This is a genomic window from Arthrobacter sp., assembly GCF_048266065.1.
Taxonomy (GTDB): Bacteria; Actinomycetota; Actinomycetes; order Actinomycetales; family Micrococcaceae; genus Arthrobacter_H.
This window is the reverse complement of the sequence record NZ_JBLXAH010000007.1, coordinates 67,575-84,657: the sequence shown is the minus strand read 5'-3', so window position 1 is coordinate 84,657 and position 17,083 is coordinate 67,575. Positions and strand designations below refer to the sequence as shown.

Here is a 17,083-nt window from a genome sequence, read left to right as displayed (position 1 = left end):
GTGTGACCTGCGTTACCAGAATGCTACAGATATATCTCTGTAATACAAATCGAGTCACGGACTTGGAACGTGGTCCTTCGAAAGGAAAGCCATGCAGGATAGCAACTTCGCGCAGAAGCGAAAGGTCTTCGCCGCCAGTGCGATCGGCACCACCATCGAGTGGTATGACTTCTTCATCTACTCCACCTCAGCTGCGCTGGTGTTCAGCAGCCAGTTCTTTTCTGCGATGGACCCCTCAACTGCCCTGTTGACGTCCATGGCCACGATCGGCGTGACATTCCTTGCCCGCCCCCTCGGAAGTGCGCTCATCGGACACTTCGGCGACAAGCTGGGACGCAAGAAGATGCTCGTCCTCACCTTGGGCATCATGGGCGGAGCGACGTTTCTGGTCGGCGCACTTCCGACATACGCCCAAGTCGGCGTTTGGGCCCCGGTACTGCTGGTGCTCCTGCGCTTTGCCCAAGGATTCAGTGCCGGTGGCGAATGGGCTGGCGCTGCATTGATGGCCGTCGAGCACGCTCCCGCCAAGAAGCGCGGTTTATGGGGGTCGGCCTCGCAGATCGGCACACCCATTGGCCTGATCCTCGCCACCGCCGTGTTCCTGCTCATGGTCTCGGTGACAACCGAAGCACAGTTCCTGGCCTGGGGCTGGCGTATCCCGTTCTTCATCAGCATCCTCATGGTCGTCGTCGGCTACTACATCCGTTCCAAGATCGACGAAAGCCCCGCGTTTGCCGAAATGAAGGAGACGAACCACCAGGACCGCACGCCGTTGGGCGATGTGGTCCGTCACCACAAGAGGCCCCTCATCATCGCCGCCGCTACATTCCTCGGCAACAATATGGCCGGATACATCTTCCTCTCGTTCCTGCTCTCCTACGCCACCAATTCGCTGGGCATGCACAGCGACACGATGTTGGGGGTGCAAATCACCGGATCGGTGGTGTGGCTGATCTCCATCGCAGCTTCCGGCTACCTAACGGACCTGGTAGGGGCCCGTCGCCTTTACCTCATCGGATTTTCCCTGCAGGTGGTGTGGGCGGTCCCCTTCATGCTGCTGGTCGGTACGTCCAATCTGGTTTTCATCTATCTGGCCGCTATCATCCTCACCGCAAGCCTCGGATTGTCCTACGGGGGCCAGTCGGCACTCTTCGTCAGCCTGTTCCCCACCCGCGTGCGGTATTCGGGCGCTTCCATCGCCTACGCCCTCGGAGCAATCTTGGGTGGCGGTCCGGCTCCGTTCGTAGCTACCTGGTTGATCCAGAGCACTGGATCAGCACTTTCAGTCGGTATTTACCTGCTTTTCGCCGGACTGATTTCGTTGATAGCCACCCTGGCCATCCGCAAGACCGACCTCGTCGGCCTGCCCCACGGCCCCAAGGCCGAGGTATCTGCCCAAGAGCTGGCGGGGGCCGGACACTAGGCACTTGCGTCAGCCAAGGCAGGAGTGAGCACGAGATGGGGCTCGGGGCGATCGACGCCGCGGGCCCCATCTTCGTAGGTCGGACGGGTGACGGGAATAGGCCCGGGCGGTGCACCGTTGCCCCTGAACGTGACCCGACTCTTCGAACCCGTGACCCTGCCCGCTCCCGCCGGCCCCGGACTGGCCCTGCGCAATCGTGCGACGCTGGCACCGATGTGCCAGTACTCGGTGACCGCCCGTGACGGGGTGCCCCACGCCTGGCACCTGACCCACCTGGGCTCCCGCGCGGTGGGCGGCTTCGGCCTGGTCTACACGGAGGCGACCGCCATCTCCCCGGAGGGGCGGATCTCCGACCAGGACACCGGATTGTGGAACGACGCCCAGCGCGACGCGTGGGCACCGATCGTGGACTTCATCCATTCCCAGGGCGCCGCCGCCGGGATCCAGTTGGCGCACGCCGGCGCCAAGGCCTCCACCTATCCCTGGCTGCCCGACGCTGCGGCCTCCGGCGCCCGCGGCACCATGCCGCCGGAGGAAGGCGGCTGGCGGACTCTCGCCCCGTCGGTCACCAATGTCCACGGGTTGGACGCCCCGGCCGAGATGACGGTGGAGCAGATCCGGGCGTCGATCCGGGACTGGGCCGACGCGGCGCGGCGCGCCGACGAGGCAGGGTTCGATGTGATCCAGCTCCACGCGGCCCACGGCTACCTGATCCACCAGTTCCTCTCCCCGCTGGCCAACCACCGCACCGACGCCTACGGCGGCAGCTACGAAAACCGCACCCGGTACGCCCGCGAGGTCATCACCGCGGTCCGGGCCGTCTGGCCGGAACACAAAGTGCTGGGCATCCGCTTCTCCGGTGAGGACTGGGTCGAGGGCGGGTGGCGGATCGCCGACACCGCCCGCTTCGCCGCCGAGGCCCGCGACCTGGGCGTGGGCGCCTTCGACCTGTCCAGTGCCGGCATCGGCGCCTTCCACGGGCCCACCGGCCCGGGCTACCAGGTCGCGTTGGCCACCGCCGTGAAGGAGGCGCTGGCCGGCAGCGGCGCCTTCGTCACCGCCGTCGGGATGATCACCGATCCCGCGCAGGCCGAGCACATCCTGGTCACCGGCCAGGCCGACGGGGTCAGCATCGGACGGGCGGCCCTGCTCGAGCCCTACTGGGCGGCCCTGGCCGCCCGGGACCTGGGCGTGGACCGGGATGAGAACCCGCGGGCGCCGCAGTACTGGCGTGCCGGCTGGTAGGACGCGGTCACCGGGACACCGGCGCCCCGCCCGCCAGGGCCCGGACGTCCGGCGGTCAGGCCGCCGGTTCGGTGCTCCGGCGGCGCAGGAACAGGCTGAGCACGATCAGTGACAGGCTCACGATGGCCGCGGTGAGGAATCCGTGCCGGAATCCCTGGACCTGGGCCTCGACGGCCGTGGAGCCGGCCAACGCCGCAGCTGCGGTGGAGGAGGCCATGATGCCGACCAGCAGGGCGGTACCGGCGGCGCCACCAAGCTGCTGCAGGGTGCTCAACACGGCGGCACCGTGGGAGTGCAGCCGGTGCGGCAGCGGGTTCAGGCCCGTGGTGAACGCCGGGGTGAAGATGAAGGCGAAGCTGACCGACATGGCCAGGTGCAGCACCAGCAGCCACCAGATGGGGGTGTCGGAGGCCAGCCGCGAGTAGGAGAACATCACCGCTGCCAACAGCACCGCACCGGGGACCATCAGCGGCCGCGGCCCGACCTTGTCGTACATGCGCCCCACGAACGGTGCCAGCAGGCCCATCAGCAGGCCTCCGGGCAGCAGCAGCAATCCGGTGCCCAGGGTGTCGAGCCCGCGCACGTTCTGCAAGTAGATCGGCAGCAGGATGATCACGCCGAACAGCGAGACCATGGCCAGGACCATCAGCACCAGCGAGATCGTGAAGTCGCGGTAGGTGAAGGGCCGCAGGTCCAGCAGCGCCTTGTCCTTCTTCTGCAGGCGCAGCTGCAGCAGGGTGAAGGCGGCCAGGGCAACCACTGCCACGGCCAGCGCGACCAGGGCACCGGCGTCGGGCCCCTGCCCGCCGCCCTCGTGGCCGCCGCCGATCTTGCTCAGCCCGTAGACCAGCCCGCCGAAGCCAGGGATGGCCAGCAGGATCGAGGGGATGGACAACGGCATGGTTCCGGCCTCGGCGACCCGGGAGAGCCGGCGGGCGCCGGCAAAGAGCGCGATCAGGGCGATCGGCAGCACGATCAGGAACATGAACCGCCAGGGCAGGAACTGCAGGATCAGCCCGGAGATGGTCGGGCCGATGGCCGGGGCCACGGAGATCACGATCGACACGTTGCCCATCACGGATCCGCGGCGGGACGGCGGCACCAGGTCCAACACGGTGGTCATCAGCAACGGCATCATGATCGCGGTGCCGCTGGCCTGGATCACCCTGGCCCCCAACAGGACCTCGAAACCGGGGGCAATGCCGGCCAGCAGGGTTCCCGTGGAGAACAGGCCCATCGCGAGCATGAACACGGTGCGCATCGAGAAGCGCTGCAACAGGTAGCCGGTGGCCGGGATGACCACTGCCATGGTCAGCATGAAGGCCGTCGCCAGCCACTGCACGGCGTCGGCGCTCACGTCGAAGGCGACCATCAACCGCGGCAGTGCCACGTTCATGATGGTCTCGTTGAGGATCACGACGAAGGCGGAGACCAGCAGCACGCCGATGGTCATCTTGGCCGCGGGATCCAGGCGCCCATCGGGGACGACGGCGGTGGCTGCCGTGGCAGGGGTTCCCGGGCTCACGGGGTGGTCTTCGGAAAGCACAGGGGGTCCTCTGGTAGATCGACCGACGGCGGGGCCGCGGCGGATGGTCATCGACGGGAAGGAAGGGGCCGAAGGAGTGATCGGGTCTTCCAAACCACTATAAGCAGGGATCCCCGCCACATATTCCCAACGTGGTGCATCGCACAGGTCATTTCGGCCAATCCGCACCTCTGCGGAATGGGGCCGTGAAGTGTCGGTGCGGATGCGATAAACATGAGGGTATGAACGTGCGCACCCCGGACCCGTATCCCGGCTGGCTATCCGACGAGGACCTCCACGAGGCCCGTCAACGCCTGCCCATCCTCTACGTGGAGGCCATCCCGGTCCGCCTGGACCCGCTGGGGTACGTCAACGAGGTCGGCCTGCTCTACACGGCCGACGCCGACGGGCAGTTCACCCGCACGTTCGTCTCCGGCCGCGTCATGTACCGCGAGACCATCCGGGCCGCACTGGTGAGGCACATGGAGAAGGACCTCGGTCCCCTGGCCATGCCGCAGCTGCCCCTGAGCCCGGTGCCGTTCACCGTCGCCGAGTATTTCCCCTCCCCCTCGGAGACCGGACTGACCGACGAGCGCCAGCATGCCGTGGCACTGGCCTATGTGGTCCCGGTCCGGGGTGAGTGCAACCCCCGCCAGGATGCCCTCGAACTGACCTGGCTGACCCCGAGCGAGGCCCTGAGCCCGTCGATCCGCGACGAGTTCGCCGGCGGCCGCGCGAACATCCTTCGACAGGCGCTGGCCCACGCGGGCTGGTGCGAGTAGGAAGTGACAGTGCAGCACGATTACATCCGTGCCGTGCGCGCCGAGAAGGTGGCGCGCGGCGACCGCTTCATCACCCGGACCGGCACCCCCAGCCTTCCGGTCTCCAGCGTGAAATCGGTCCCCGACAGCTTCGGCACCCCTGCCTACATCGAGGCCACCCTCGACAGCGGCCAGAAGGTGACGATCGCCCACGGTTCGACCATCCGCGTGCATACGACGGCGCCGCCGCCGGAGGCGACGCTGGACGAGCTGACCGTGATCCCGGTGGAGGACGGCTCCCCGGAGGCCGAACTGATCGCCATCGCCCGCGAATACCCGTGGGACCAGCGGGTGCTCGGCCCCATCGCCAAGCTCAGCCGCGGCTTCAATCCCAAATCGGGTGCGCAGCTGGAGGACGTGCGCGATCTGGCCCATCTGCTCTTCGTGGAGCTCGACGACCGGCCCAATGTCTGGCGTGCCCTGGCCATCCTGACCGAACTGCCCTTCGACGGGAACTTCGGGCGGTGGAAGTCCATCCAGTCGGCGCTGGCCATTGCCGCGTACCTCGCCGCCTCGGACGGCGACCACGACGCCGCCCGCAGGTTCTCCGAGTCGTTGCGGGTCACCGACCACATCGAAGAGGACCCGCTCAAGGCCAAGCTGACCGCCGAGCTGCGCCAACGCCAGCTCGACGAGCCGAACCTGTTCGACCGCGAGATCCACAAGGCCACGGCGGCCCAGGACGCGACGGCCATCCGGTCCTGGCGGATCGAGCGCCTCGATGCCCTGTTGTACCTGCTGGCCCACGGCGGCTCGCGCACCCTCGGCCGCGAGGAGCTGCAGCGGATGATCGACCACGAACTGGCGACCCTGCGCACCCTGGACTCCCCGGACGCCCCGGAATCGCAGACACCGGGCGACGACCCGGCGCAGGGAGCCTGAGCGGGATCAGCCGGCCGTGTCGCCGGCCTGCATCCGGCGGCGCAGCGCCGAACCGGCCAGGGCCACGGCGACGCCGATGACCGAACCGATGACCGTCTCCAGCATCCGGTCGTAGAGCAGCTGCGTGCTCATGCCGGCCATCAGTGCGGTGCCGACCAGCGCCAGCGGGGTGACGCAGACCTGCGCCCAGAAGTAGTTGCGGGTGATCAGCATCTCCGCGCCGAACTGGGCGAAACCGAGGAAGAGGATGATCGCCCACGGGTTCGGGTTCACGACGATGATCAACGCCATGACGCCCAACCCGGCGATCGTGCCCAGCACACGGTGCAGGCCCCGGGCGATCCGGTGGCGGGTGGTGTGCCCCACCAGCGGGACGACGGCGGCGACCATCGCCCAGTAGGGGTGCCCGGTGCTGAGCACCCCCGAGGCCAGCAGGGCCACGCTGCCGGCCAGACCGGCGGCCAGCAGGTAGCCGACCGATTCGATCCGGATGGCTGTACGCACGGCGGGGGTCAGCGGGCGCTGTGACGACCCGCTCCAGCCGGTGCGCCGGGAGGGCGCGATCTGGCCGAGCTGCCCGATGCCGATGCCCAGCACGATCGTGCCCACTGCCGCCAGCATGGAGACCCCGAAGCCGGGGACCGTGGGGATGGAGGCAATGGCAGCGAAACAGAAGATGTGGAACAGCGACCCCGCAGGCCGCAGCTGCAGGAAACCGGTCGCCAGCGAGCACGCCCAGGCCACCACCGTGGTCAGCAGGACCACCATCCACCCGCCTGCCGCCGTGTCGTGGTCGATGAGGAAATGGTTGGCGGTCCAGGAGGCCGTCATGACCGCCAGGAACAGCGCGCCGGCCCGCGATTGCGCACGCAGCCGGGCACGGTGGGCGGGAACCCTCCCGAAGATGTTCGTGAAGGCCCCGAAGATCGCGAAGATCGCCAGATCCAACCGGTCGGTGGCCAACAGCACCGCCAACGGCAGGAACACCCCGAGCCCGCAGCGCACCCCGATCCACGGGTCCTTGTCGCCGGGCCCCAGCGTCAACAGCTGGCGCAGCGTCAACGGGTTGTCCACGGGGCCTCCTGTGGTGGTCTGGGCGGGATGCTGTGTGAGCGGGCGCACGCACGACGACGGCGCCTCACCTTGCCCTCCCACCCTATGGCCCGCGGGGCACGCCAGACGCGGTTTCGCGCGGTTCGTTCGTCACAGTCAGCTGCCCGGATGGGGCAAAATGGTGGGGTGCCTGCCTCCGATCCCACCGCCGCCGTGACCACCGACTCCCCCGTGCCCGCCGCGCACCCCCGCCAGGAGGGGTTCTCCTTTGAGGTCGGGACCCGCATGGTGAACCCGGATGGCTCCACCGGGCTCGGCCGCACCGGCGTCATCCACACCCCGCACGGTGACATCAGGACCCCGGCCTTCATCGCCGTGGGCACCAAGGCCACCGTCAAGGCGGTGCTCCCCGAATCGGTCGCCGAGCTCGGCGCGCAGGCCGTGCTGGCCAACGCCTACCACCTCTACCTGCAGCCCGGCTCGGACATCCTCGACGCCGCCGGCGGCCTCGGCGCGTTCATGAACTGGCCCGGCCCCACGTTCACCGATTCGGGCGGGTTCCAGGTCATGTCCCTGGGCTCGGGGTTCAAGAAGGTCATCGACATGCAGGTCTCCACGGCCGACGGCGGGGATGACACCGTCGCCCCGGGCAAGGAGCGCCTGGCGAATGTGGATGAGGACGGCGTCTGGTTCAAGTCGCACATCAACGGTGACCGGCACCGCTTCTCCCCCGAGATCTCCATGGGCGTCCAGCACCGCATCGGGGCGGACATCATGTTCGCCTTCGACGAGCTGACCACGCTGCACAATTCACGCGGCTACCAGGTCGAATCGCTCGAGCGCACCCGCCGGTGGGCCGAACGCTGCATCGTCGAGCATTTCCGGCTCACCGACGAACGCGCCACCAAGCCCTACCAGGCGCTCTTCGGCGTCATCCAGGGCGCCCAGTACGAGGACCTGCGCCGCAAGGCCTGCACCGACCTGGGGGCCATGCCCTTCGACGGGTTCGGCATCGGCGGCGCCCTGGAGAAGGAGAACCTGGGCACGATCGTCGGCTGGTGCTCCGAGGAGCTGCCCGAGGACAAGCCACGCCACCTGCTGGGGATCTCCGAACCGGATGACATCTTCACCGCCATCGAGAACGGCGCCGACACCTTCGACTGCGTCTCCCCCACCCGGGTCGCCCGCAACTCGGCGTTCTACACACCCCACGGACGCTTCAACCTCTCGGGCACCCGCTACCGCACGGACTTCACCCCCCTGCAGGACGGGTGCGACTGCTACGCCTGCACGCACTACACGCGCGCCTACATCCACCACCTGTTCAAGGCCAAGGAACTGCTCAGCCACACGCTGATCTCCATCCACAACGAGCGGTTCACCGTCTCGCTGGTGGACCGGGCCCGCGAGGCCATCGAGGACGGCACGTTCGCCCAGCTCAAGGCGGCGACCCTGGCGGCCTACTACGCCGGGCAGCCCGACCCGCAGGGGCTCTAAAGCGGTTCGCTCCGGTGCGTGCCGGCGAACCAACCGGCCGCGCCGACGCCGGCGGCAACGGCCACCAGCACCACCGGCACGGGGGCCAGCACCAGCGCCACCCCGAGCGGCACCAGCGCGATCAGCATCAGCTCCATGCCGTGCACCGCATGTCCGATCAGGGGCTGGGCCGCCTTGCCCAGGACCTGGCGCTGCAACACCGATTCCCAGTCCACCTCGGGCCGGTACGCCAGGCGCAGCGACCCGCCGGCCAAGCCGATCCCGCACAGGGCGCCGATGGCCACCAGCAGGGCCCAGTCCCCCGGTGAGCCCGGCCCGGCCACTGCCCACCCCAGGATCGCCCCGGCGGCCGCGCCCCACGGCACCAGCACCAGCACCGGCAGCACGCCGTGCGCCCGCCGGGCGGTCGCCGCGTCCAGGGGCAGCAAGGCGTCCAGCCCGGGAACACGAGCCGCCTCCGCGGCTGCTGCCCCGGCGGCCTGCGCGGCCAGGATCCCCGCGAGGGCCGTCGCCACACACAGTACGACGGCGGTGCCTCCTCCGTGGGCTGTGACCGTTCCGGCCAGCAGGGCCAGGCCCACCAGCAACCGGGCCCACACAGTACCGGTCCGCAGCAGGACCAGTGCCTCGGCCCGCAGCAAGGCCGCCACCGGCGAGCGCCCGAAGCGAGGGGGCAGCAGCCGCGCCCAGACATCACGCAGGTGCGAGCTGCGCCGCGGTCCCCGGGCGAAGGAACGCGCCAACGCACCGACGTCGAGCAGCGCCACCGAATTCCCCGCCTGGCCGCTGATGCCACCGGCGTCCAGCAGATCCGAGGCGGGGATCCGGCCCAACCGCGGTCGCACCAGCAGCCAACCGAGCAGCACGACCGGGAGCAGGAGCGCGGGGATCAGCCAGCTGCCCGTGGATGGCCAGGCGGACGGCAGCACCTGCCAGGCAGCGGCCAACGGCGACACCACGGCACCGGCCGCACGGCAGAGGGCGTCGATGGCATAGGCCAGCGCCAGCACGACCCCGGCCACCCCGAGCAGCCGGGAGAATCCGCGGCGGACCCCGGCGGTCTGCGCGCCCGCCGCCAGCAGCGCCAGCACCACGAACTCCAGGCCCACCGTCAGGCATCCCGCGAGGAGCCCTCCGGGCGGCGGCCCCTCATAGCCGAACGGTCCGGCGGTGCCGGCGGAGAGCCCCAGCGGCAACCACGCCACCACACCCGCGGCGAACACCCACACCAGCCGATGACGCAGCTGGCGGGACAACATCGGTCCGCGGTCCACCGGCAGCGAAAGCCACCACAGGCCCTGGGCCCGGTCCACCGCGACCGGTCCCAGGCTGGTCAGGAGCCCGCCGACACCCAGCAGCGCGAACGCCAACACCGCGGATCCGGCATCGGCACCCGGCACCACGGCGACATCCGGCCTGACCAGTCCCGTCAACCCGGAATCCCGCAGCCCCTGGGCCAGGAACTGGACGAGGCCCAGGACGTAGGCCAGCAGGATCGCCACCCCGAGCACGCCGACGTAGATATCGCCCCAGCGTTCGAAGCGTTCACCGCGCCGCCGGTCCCGGCGCAGCCGCCGTGTGGTGGCTACCGGATCAAACGCGGTGGGCGGCCCGGCGGGCGCCCAGGCCGGCAGGGCGGCACCCCGGCCGGACGCGGCGGGCGAAGCGCTCATGCGCCGCCGATCGCTGCGGCACCTTCGTCGGCGCTGGCGAAGCGCAGCCCATCCCCGACGATCAGGCACCGGTCCACCACGGTGGTCAACAGCACGGCGTCGTGGGTGACCAGCAGGACGGCACCGCCATCGTCGATCCGGGCCCGCAGGCGCACCGCCAGTTCGGCCCTCATGGGCGGGTCCAGCCGTTGTTCGGGTTCATCGAGCACCAGCAGTTCGGCCGGGCGGATCAACCCGGCGGCGAGCAGCAGTCGACGGCGCTGCCCGGAGGAGAGCGCTCCGGGCAGGGCGTCGCGGGCGGCGGTGAGGTCGAAGAAGGAGAGTTCGCGTTCGACGGCTTCCTGCCCGTCGGGTACTCCGTGCCCGGAGACGATGAGCTGCAGGTGCTCCTCGACGGTCAGCGAGTCGAAGAAGGCGTCCTCGTCGAAGACCGCGGAGACCAGGCGGCGGTGGATGTGGGAGGTGTCGTCGGTGAAGACCCCCAGGACGGCTGCGCGGCCGGAGACCGGCGGCTGGCGGCCGATCAGGGTGCGCAACAGCGTCGATTTGCCGGCGGCGTTCAGTCCCACGATGCCCAGCGCGTCGCCCCGGTCGAACACCAGATCCAGCGGACCGCAGACCTCGAAGTCGCCGTATCCGGCCACCAGTCCGCGTGCGGTCAACAAGGGGGCGTCCTGCGGGTTCATGCTGCCCAGCCTACCGGCGCCGGTTCAGGCGGAGGCGACCCCGTAGGTGGGTTCGCGGCGCTTGAACCAGCGGATGACCAGGGTGGTGATCGGCACGAAGAGGAATTCGACGGCCGTCTTGTAGACGAAGCCCACCAGGACGTAGTTCACGAAGTCCGGAACCGTCGAAATGCCGATCACCGAGGCCGCGATCGAGCAGAAGATCAACGTGTCGGCGAATTCGCCCACGCCCGTTGATCCCATGAGCCGGCCCACCAGGCCCTTTTCCCCGAACCGCTCCTTCATGCGCACCAGCACATAGGAGTTCAGCGTCTGTCCGACGAGGAACCCGCACAGTGAGGCGGCAACGATCTGCCAGACCGGGCCGAGCGTCTGCTCCAGTGCCGCCTGGCCGTTGTACCAGTCGGCGGCGGGCAGTTCGATGATGACCCAGAAGCAGAAGGAGGCGAAGGCGGCCAGCAGGAACGTGATGATGATCGAGCGCCGCGCGGCCTTGAATCCGTAGACCTCGCTGACGACATCGCCGAGGATGTAGGCCAGCGGAAACAAGAAGAACCCGCCGTCGGTGATGATCGGCCCGAACGTCACCCCCTTGGTGGCGCCGATGTTGGAGAGGATGACCACCACGGCCATCAGGGCCAGCACGGCCGAGAAGTACGGGCTTCCGGCGGAGGCGTAGACCGCCTGGCGGGCGCGCTGTTCCCGTGGTTTCGCGGGCAGGGTGTTGACGGGGTCGCCGGAGGAGGCATGCATGAAGTTGTTCCCATTCTGGAAGTGGTTCGCCAGGCGCGGCTCCCCGGGTCCCCCCAGTGCCGCCGCCCGCTGTATTAGCACTTGACGTCTCCCATTCTCCCATGGAGCACGACGACGTCGTCCCCGGCCGGGATGTCCCGCCCGGTGCCATTTCCCGACGTCGGCCCGATACTGTTTTGAACACGTTCAAAACTGGATAGACTGGCACGGATCACCACCGCTGCAAGGAAGTCATGGAACCCAGGACGAGGAAGTCGGCACAGACCCGGGCCCGACTGCAAAGTGCCGCCGTGAAGCTCTTCGCCCGCGACGGCTACCGCTCCACCACCATGCGTGCCATCGCGGCCGAATCCGGGCTCTCGATCGGCAACGCCTACTACTATTTCCCCTCCAAGGACGCCCTGGTCCATGAGCTGGCGCGTGGGCTCGTCGACGAACAGCTTCAGGCCGCGCGGCCGCGCCTGCGCTCGGGCAACAACCTGCGGGACAACATCCAGGTCGTCCTGGATGCGGCTCTCGACGCCTTGGCCCCGTTCCACGATTGCGGCACCGTGCTGTTGCAGGCCGGAACGGGCGAGGACGAGGCCTTCGACATCTCGCGGGCCAAGGAATTCGCGCTCTGGCGCCAAGCGGTCGCTGCATCGTTGCCCCTGCCTCCGGCAGCCATCCGCGATGACCTGCCCGAACTGCTGTGGCTCGTCCAACGTGGCCTGGTCATCTTCTGGGCCTATGACCGCTCGCCCGATACCGAACGCAGTCGCCGCCTGGCCGCAAATGCCGCGACCCTGATGGCCCGGCTCGCGGTCCTCTCCCGCCTCCCGGTGGTTCGGCACATCGTCGACGACGTCATCGGGGTCGTGCGCAACGTGGAACGCGACCGGCCTAAAATGGGGTCATGACTTCCACGCAACAGCAATCCTCCCCGGCCATCACGCTGACCATCGCCGGTTCCGAGGCCACCGGTGGAGCCGGTGCCCAGGCGGACCTGAAGACCTTCCAGCAGCTGGGCGTCTTCGGGATCACGGCGCTGACCTGCATCGTCGCCTTCGACCCGAAGCAGAACTGGGACCACCGCTTCACCCCCGTGGACCCGCAGGTCATCACCGACCAGCTCGAGGCCATCCAATCCTGCTACGCCGGCCAACTCGACACCGTGAAACTGGGCATGATGGGAAGCCCGGCAACCATTGACGCCGTTGCCGCCGCCGTGCGGTCCCAGGACTGGAAAAACGTCGTCCTGGATCCGGTGCTCATCTGCAAGGGGCAGGAGCCCGGCCACGCCCTGGATACCGACCAGGCGTTGAAGGCCACGCTGCTGCCGCTGGCCACGTTCGTCACCCCGAACCACTTCGAGGCCGAATCCCTCTCCGGGATCAGCATCTCCACCGTCGAGGACCTCGAGCGCGCGGCCCGCATCATCCACGATGCCAGTGGAGCCGCGGTGCTCGCCAAGGGCGGTGTGCGGCTGGCCGGCTCCGAGGCAGTCGACGTCTTCCACGACGGAACCACCACGGAAATCCTGTCAGCACCCAAGATCGGCGAAGTCGCCGTCTCGGGGGCCGGTTGCTCGCTGGCCGCGGCGATCACCGCCGAACTCGCCAAGGGTGCCACGGCACTGGAGGCAGCGCGAACGGCGAAGGCCTTTGTCACCACGGGCATCGAGCACCGTGTCGCCTCGCACGCACCGTTCGACGCGCTCTGGCAGGGCGGGGTCACCGCCTGATCCCCGGCAGCATCCCCGGCGGGAGCGGCACCGATGCGGTGCCGCTCCCCTTTTTTGTGCCCCGGCGGGCCGCCCGGGGAAGAGGCAGCCAAAGATTTTCCGGAGCGGTCCACTGCTTCAGTCGCGGGTTGACACATCATCTTCCGTGCTTTGCAGACGGCGGGCCATTGCCGCCCGTGCCCCTCGACGCCGGGGGCTCGCCTTCACAGCCATCCATCGCTCGTCCGTGTGCACCGCGTCACCCCTACGCGGGAAGGGTGCCGAGACGCGGATTTGACCTCTAATTCTTGTCAACAAGCCGATGCGACAAGTCGTGAATAATGTAAAGCAACTACTTGACTTGTGACTGGAGTCACTTAGGCTATGGCGTGGGGCGCACCGGGGTAATCGCCCCGATGGTGCCCCAAAACCGCCCACTCGGTTACAAGGAGCATCATGAATCACTCGCATCGGCCCCGGCTTGCCCGGGCCGTCGTGGCGGCGGCCTCGGGAATTGTCCTGGCCGCCACCATGTCGGTACCGGCCAACGCCGCACCGAAGGACATCAACAGCACCCCCGGAAGCCAAGCACAGGCCTTCGGGGGTTCTGCGTTGAAGAAGCAGGACCTCAAGACCTTGCAGAATCTGAAGGTCGCCGGCCCCATGGTCAGCAAGAAGGGCGAGGTTACCGCCTACGTCCAGTTCAGCGGTGAGGGAGCCTTCGCCGCAACCCAGCCCTCCAGTGTCGCCCGCGGCATGGCCAAGCCGGTCAAGAACACGGCCAAGGTCAAGCAGATTCGCAAGAACATCAAGGCCCAGGGTGCCGCTGCGGCGAAGGCCTCGAAGTCCGAGGTCGTCTACACCACCACCAACTCGCTGCCCGGCGTGGCCCTCCGAGGTGATGCGGACGCCCTGCGGGCACTGGCAAAGCGCCCCGACGTCGTGAAGATTACGGCCGTCGTACCGAAGTCACCGTCCAACAAGGTCTCGGTCGTCGACACCAAGGCACTCGACGCGTGGACCGCCATGGAGGAGACCGGCAAGGACGTCACCATTGCCGTCCTCGACACCGGTGTCGACTACACGCACGCGGACTTCGGCGGACCCGGCACCGTGGCCGCCTACAAGAAGGCCCAGGCCTCGGATACCCTGCCGGCAGCCAACTCCGGCCTGCTCGACCCGGCCAAGTTCATCGGCGGTTGGGATCTGGTCGGCGACGACTACAACGCCGACCCCGATGCCGATTCGTACCAGCCGGTGCCCAAACCCGACGCCAACCCGTTGGATTGCACCACGGCCGGCCACGGAACCCACGTCTCCGGCACCGCCGCCGGATACGGCGTGGACGCCGACGGGAAGACCTTCTCGGGCGACTACACCAAGCTCTCCGCCAAGGAAGTCTCGAGCATGAGGATCGGCCCCGGCTCGGCGCCGGAGGCCCAGCTCGTGGGCATCCGCGTCTTCGGCTGTGAAGGATCCTCCAGCGTCGTGGGCCAGGCATTGGACTACGTGCTGGATCCGAACAACGACGGAGACTTCAGCGACCGCGCCCAGATCGTGAACATGTCCCTGGGCTCGGACCACTCCCCCGTGGAGGACCCCGAGAACGACATCGTGGACGCCTTGGCCGACCAGGGCATTCTCTCCGTCGTCGCTTCCGGCAACGCCGGCGACGTGACCGACGTTGGAGGCTCCCCCGGCAACGCCCGGTCATCGCTGACCGTCGCGAATACCGTCGGCTCGAAGATCACCCTCGACGGCGCCAAGATCCTGGCCCCGGCCGATGTTGCCGGCTCGGCCTCCGGGCAGTACTCGGTGAACTTCGACTACGCTGCCGCCACGGAGGAAGAACTCACCGGCGAGGTCGTCATGGCCGATGCCTCGAACAAGTTCGGTTGCGACGCCTTCCCGGCCGGAACCGACTTCAAGGGCAAGTGGGTCTGGATCCAGTGGGAAGAGAACGGTGCGTTCCCCTGCGGTTCGGGCCAGCGCTTCAACAACGTCGAGGCCGCCGGCGGTGCCGGTGTCATCCTCGACTCCCCGCGCAGCGTCTTCGACGCCGGTATTGCCGGCAACGCCACGATTCCCGGCATCCAGTTCAACAAGGACTACTCCGAGAAACTGCGTCCTGCCGCCGAGGCCGGCACCCTGAAGGTGCAGCTCGACCAGGACCTCATCGGCACCGCGTCCGGTGAATCCGGAGCCCTGGACACGCTGAACTCCAGTTCATCGCGCGGCGTCCACGGTTCAAACGGCATCGTCAAGCCCGACGTTGCCGCACCGGGCACGCTCATCGGTTCCGCCGGAGTGGGCACGGGCAACGGACCGGCCGTCATGACCGGTACCTCGATGGCCACCCCGTTGACCGCTGGCATCGCCGCGTTGGTTGCCGGTTCCGGTGACTACACGGCCTACCAGGTCAAGTCCATCGTGATGAACACGGCCACGGCCGATGTCACGGCAGCCAACGGCGAGACCTACGGGCCGAACCGCGTCGGCTCCGGACGCGTCATCGCAGATGCAGCGATCAAGACGCCCGTCTACGCCTACGCAACCGACGCACCCGACCTGACCTCGCTCTCGTTCGGCGTCATCGAAATGGGCAAGAAGAAGGTCAAGAAGACCAGCTCGATCACGGTGCAGAACAAGTCGAAGTGGACCCAGCACTACCGCCTCGACTACATCCCCTCCACCACGATCCCCGGTGCCAGCTACTCGCTGAGCACCGACAAGGTCAGCATCCAGCCGGGCAAGTCCAAGAAGGTCAAGGTCACCCTGACCATCGACCCGAAGAAGTTCGCCAAGACCATGGATCCCACCATGGACAAGCAGCAGCTGGGCTTGAACCGCCAGTACCTGGCCGACGCCACCGGTCGCATCGAACTGACCGCCAAGGGCCAGCCGGCCCTGCGCGTGCCGGTCCAGGCCGCCCCCAAGGCGTCCAGCAACATGGCGGTGTCCAAGAAGAACATCAAGACCAAGAAGGGCGCGGTCACGGCCGACGTCAAGCTCAAGGGCAAGGGCCTGCTGCTGGGCAACGGCGACGAGCGCGTCCTGTCCCTGGTCTCGGCCTTCGAGCTCGGAGCCACCAGCTCCAAGCTCCCGAAGTCCGCCGATGAGATCCCCGGTGCCCGCGCCATGGATCTGCAGTATGTCGGTGCCGCTTCCGATGCCCCGAGCAACGGGGTCACCGACGGGCTGCTGAACTTCGGTATCAGCACGTTCGGCAACTGGGCCCACCTGGCCGGCGGTACGGAGATCGACATCGAGATCGACACCAACGGAGACAACAAGGCCGATTTCGTCACGTTCAACACGAATGTCGATGAGCTCGATCTGGATCTGGCTGCCACCTACAACCTGAAGACCGGCCAGCAGGTCGATCTCTGGCCGACCAACGGGATGACCGGCGAGACGGACTCCAACACGTTCGACACGAACACGGTGAGCCTTCCGGTTTCGCTGGCGTCGCTGGGCGTGACGGAGCAGTCCTCCGGCCAGATCCAGTACCGTGTCTCCACCTGGAGCCAGTACAACTCGGATGAGTCCGGCGCCCAGGTGCCGGTCGATTCCACGGACTGGGTCGCCTACAACGCGGTGGACCCGGACCTGTGGTTCGAGGGTGCCGGAACGGGGACGGCCTTTGCCGACCTGCCCGGTCAGCACCTGACGGCACACGTCCAGGACTATTCCAATGCCTTCCCGAAGAAGATGGCGATGGCCAAGAAGAAGGCCAACCAGGAACAGGGACTCTTCCTGCACCTGCACAACCAGACGGGCGACAAGGCCCAGGTCGTGACCTTCACCAAGAAGTAGCAGCACC

General features: G+C 67.9%; 13 protein-coding genes. 8 read left to right on the top strand and 5 right to left on the bottom strand.

The window, feature by feature from the left end:
* Positions 1–91: 91 nt before the first annotated feature.
* A complete protein-coding gene (locus ACN0TP_RS12680) occupies positions 92–1,423 on the top strand; it encodes an MFS transporter (protein ID WP_417219547.1) in 1,332 nt (443 codons plus the stop codon).
* A gap of 129 nt (positions 1,424–1,552) precedes the next feature.
* Positions 1,553–2,668: an NADH:flavin oxidoreductase/NADH oxidase gene (locus tag ACN0TP_RS12675; protein ID WP_417219546.1), complete on the top strand. Its 1,116-nt coding sequence runs from the start codon at positions 1,553–1,555 to the stop codon at positions 2,666–2,668.
* Positions 2,669–2,723: 55 nt separating this feature from the next.
* Here the strand turns inward: ACN0TP_RS12675 and ACN0TP_RS12670 are convergent, their stop codons facing one another.
* Positions 2,724–4,265, bottom strand: coding sequence for an MDR family MFS transporter (locus tag ACN0TP_RS12670; protein ID WP_417219544.1), 1,542 nt, complete (start codon positions 4,263–4,265; stop codon positions 2,724–2,726).
* Positions 4,266–4,435: 170 nt separating this feature from the next.
* Between ACN0TP_RS12670 and ACN0TP_RS12665 the strand changes: the two genes are divergently transcribed.
* Positions 4,436–4,975 carry an NUDIX hydrolase family protein gene (locus ACN0TP_RS12665; RefSeq protein WP_417219542.1) on the top strand — a complete coding sequence of 180 codons (540 nt, stop codon included), beginning with the start codon at positions 4,436–4,438 and terminating at the stop codon, positions 4,973–4,975.
* A 9-nt stretch (positions 4,976–4,984) separates the two neighbouring features.
* Positions 4,985–5,896: a DUF6707 family protein gene (locus tag ACN0TP_RS12660; protein ID WP_417219540.1), complete on the top strand. Its 912-nt coding sequence runs from the start codon at positions 4,985–4,987 to the stop codon at positions 5,894–5,896.
* Positions 5,897–5,902: 6 nt separating this feature from the next.
* Here ACN0TP_RS12660 and ACN0TP_RS12655 read toward each other — a convergent pair whose 3' ends face one another.
* A complete protein-coding gene (locus ACN0TP_RS12655; RefSeq protein ID WP_417219538.1) occupies positions 5,903–6,970 on the bottom strand; it encodes an FUSC family protein in 1,068 nt (355 codons plus the stop codon).
* Positions 6,971–7,117: 147 nt separating this feature from the next.
* Here ACN0TP_RS12655 and tgt point away from each other — a divergent pair, with 147 nt between their 5' ends.
* Positions 7,118–8,446 carry a tRNA guanosine(34) transglycosylase Tgt gene (gene tgt, locus ACN0TP_RS12650; protein ID WP_417219536.1) on the top strand — a complete coding sequence of 443 codons (1,329 nt, stop codon included), beginning with the start codon at positions 7,118–7,120 and terminating at the stop codon, positions 8,444–8,446.
* On the opposite strand, the gene ACN0TP_RS12645 is transcribed toward tgt, so the two are convergent.
* Genes ACN0TP_RS12645 through ACN0TP_RS12635 form a run of 3 tightly spaced genes read right to left on the bottom strand, consistent with a single transcriptional unit; the run spans position 8,443 to position 11,558 of the window.
* Positions 8,443–10,119: a DUF6297 family protein gene (locus tag ACN0TP_RS12645; protein ID WP_417219534.1), complete on the bottom strand. Its 1,677-nt coding sequence runs from the start codon at positions 10,117–10,119 to the stop codon at positions 8,443–8,445. The two genes, tgt and ACN0TP_RS12645, sit on opposite strands and share 4 nt — an antisense overlap.
* Positions 10,116–10,805: an ABC transporter ATP-binding protein gene (locus tag ACN0TP_RS12640; protein ID WP_417219532.1), complete on the bottom strand. Its 690-nt coding sequence runs from the start codon at positions 10,803–10,805 to the stop codon at positions 10,116–10,118. Before ACN0TP_RS12640 ends, ACN0TP_RS12645 begins: the two co-directional genes overlap by 4 nt.
* A 24-nt stretch (positions 10,806–10,829) precedes the next feature.
* On the bottom strand, positions 10,830–11,558 hold the full coding sequence (locus tag ACN0TP_RS12635) for a queuosine precursor transporter (RefSeq protein ID WP_417219530.1): 729 nt from the start codon (positions 11,556–11,558) through the stop codon (positions 10,830–10,832).
* 233 nt (positions 11,559–11,791) lie between these two features.
* On the opposite strand from ACN0TP_RS12635, the gene ACN0TP_RS12630 reads away from it, so the two are divergent.
* From ACN0TP_RS12630 to ACN0TP_RS12620, 3 genes are all read left to right on the top strand, one after another.
* Complete coding sequence (locus ACN0TP_RS12630) at positions 11,792–12,457, top strand: TetR family transcriptional regulator (RefSeq protein WP_417219528.1); 666 nt, start codon at positions 11,792–11,794, stop codon at positions 12,455–12,457.
* The gene (thiD, locus tag ACN0TP_RS12625) at positions 12,454–13,281 is read left to right on the top strand and encodes a bifunctional hydroxymethylpyrimidine kinase/phosphomethylpyrimidine kinase (RefSeq protein WP_417219526.1); all 828 of its coding nucleotides are present in this window, start codon (positions 12,454–12,456) and stop codon (positions 13,279–13,281) included. Before ACN0TP_RS12630 ends, thiD begins: the two co-directional genes overlap by 4 nt.
* Positions 13,282–13,716: 435 nt before the next feature.
* Positions 13,717–17,076: a S8 family serine peptidase gene (locus ACN0TP_RS12620; RefSeq protein ID WP_417219524.1), complete on the top strand. Its 3,360-nt coding sequence runs from the start codon at positions 13,717–13,719 to the stop codon at positions 17,074–17,076.
* Positions 17,077–17,083: the final 7 nt, after the last annotated feature.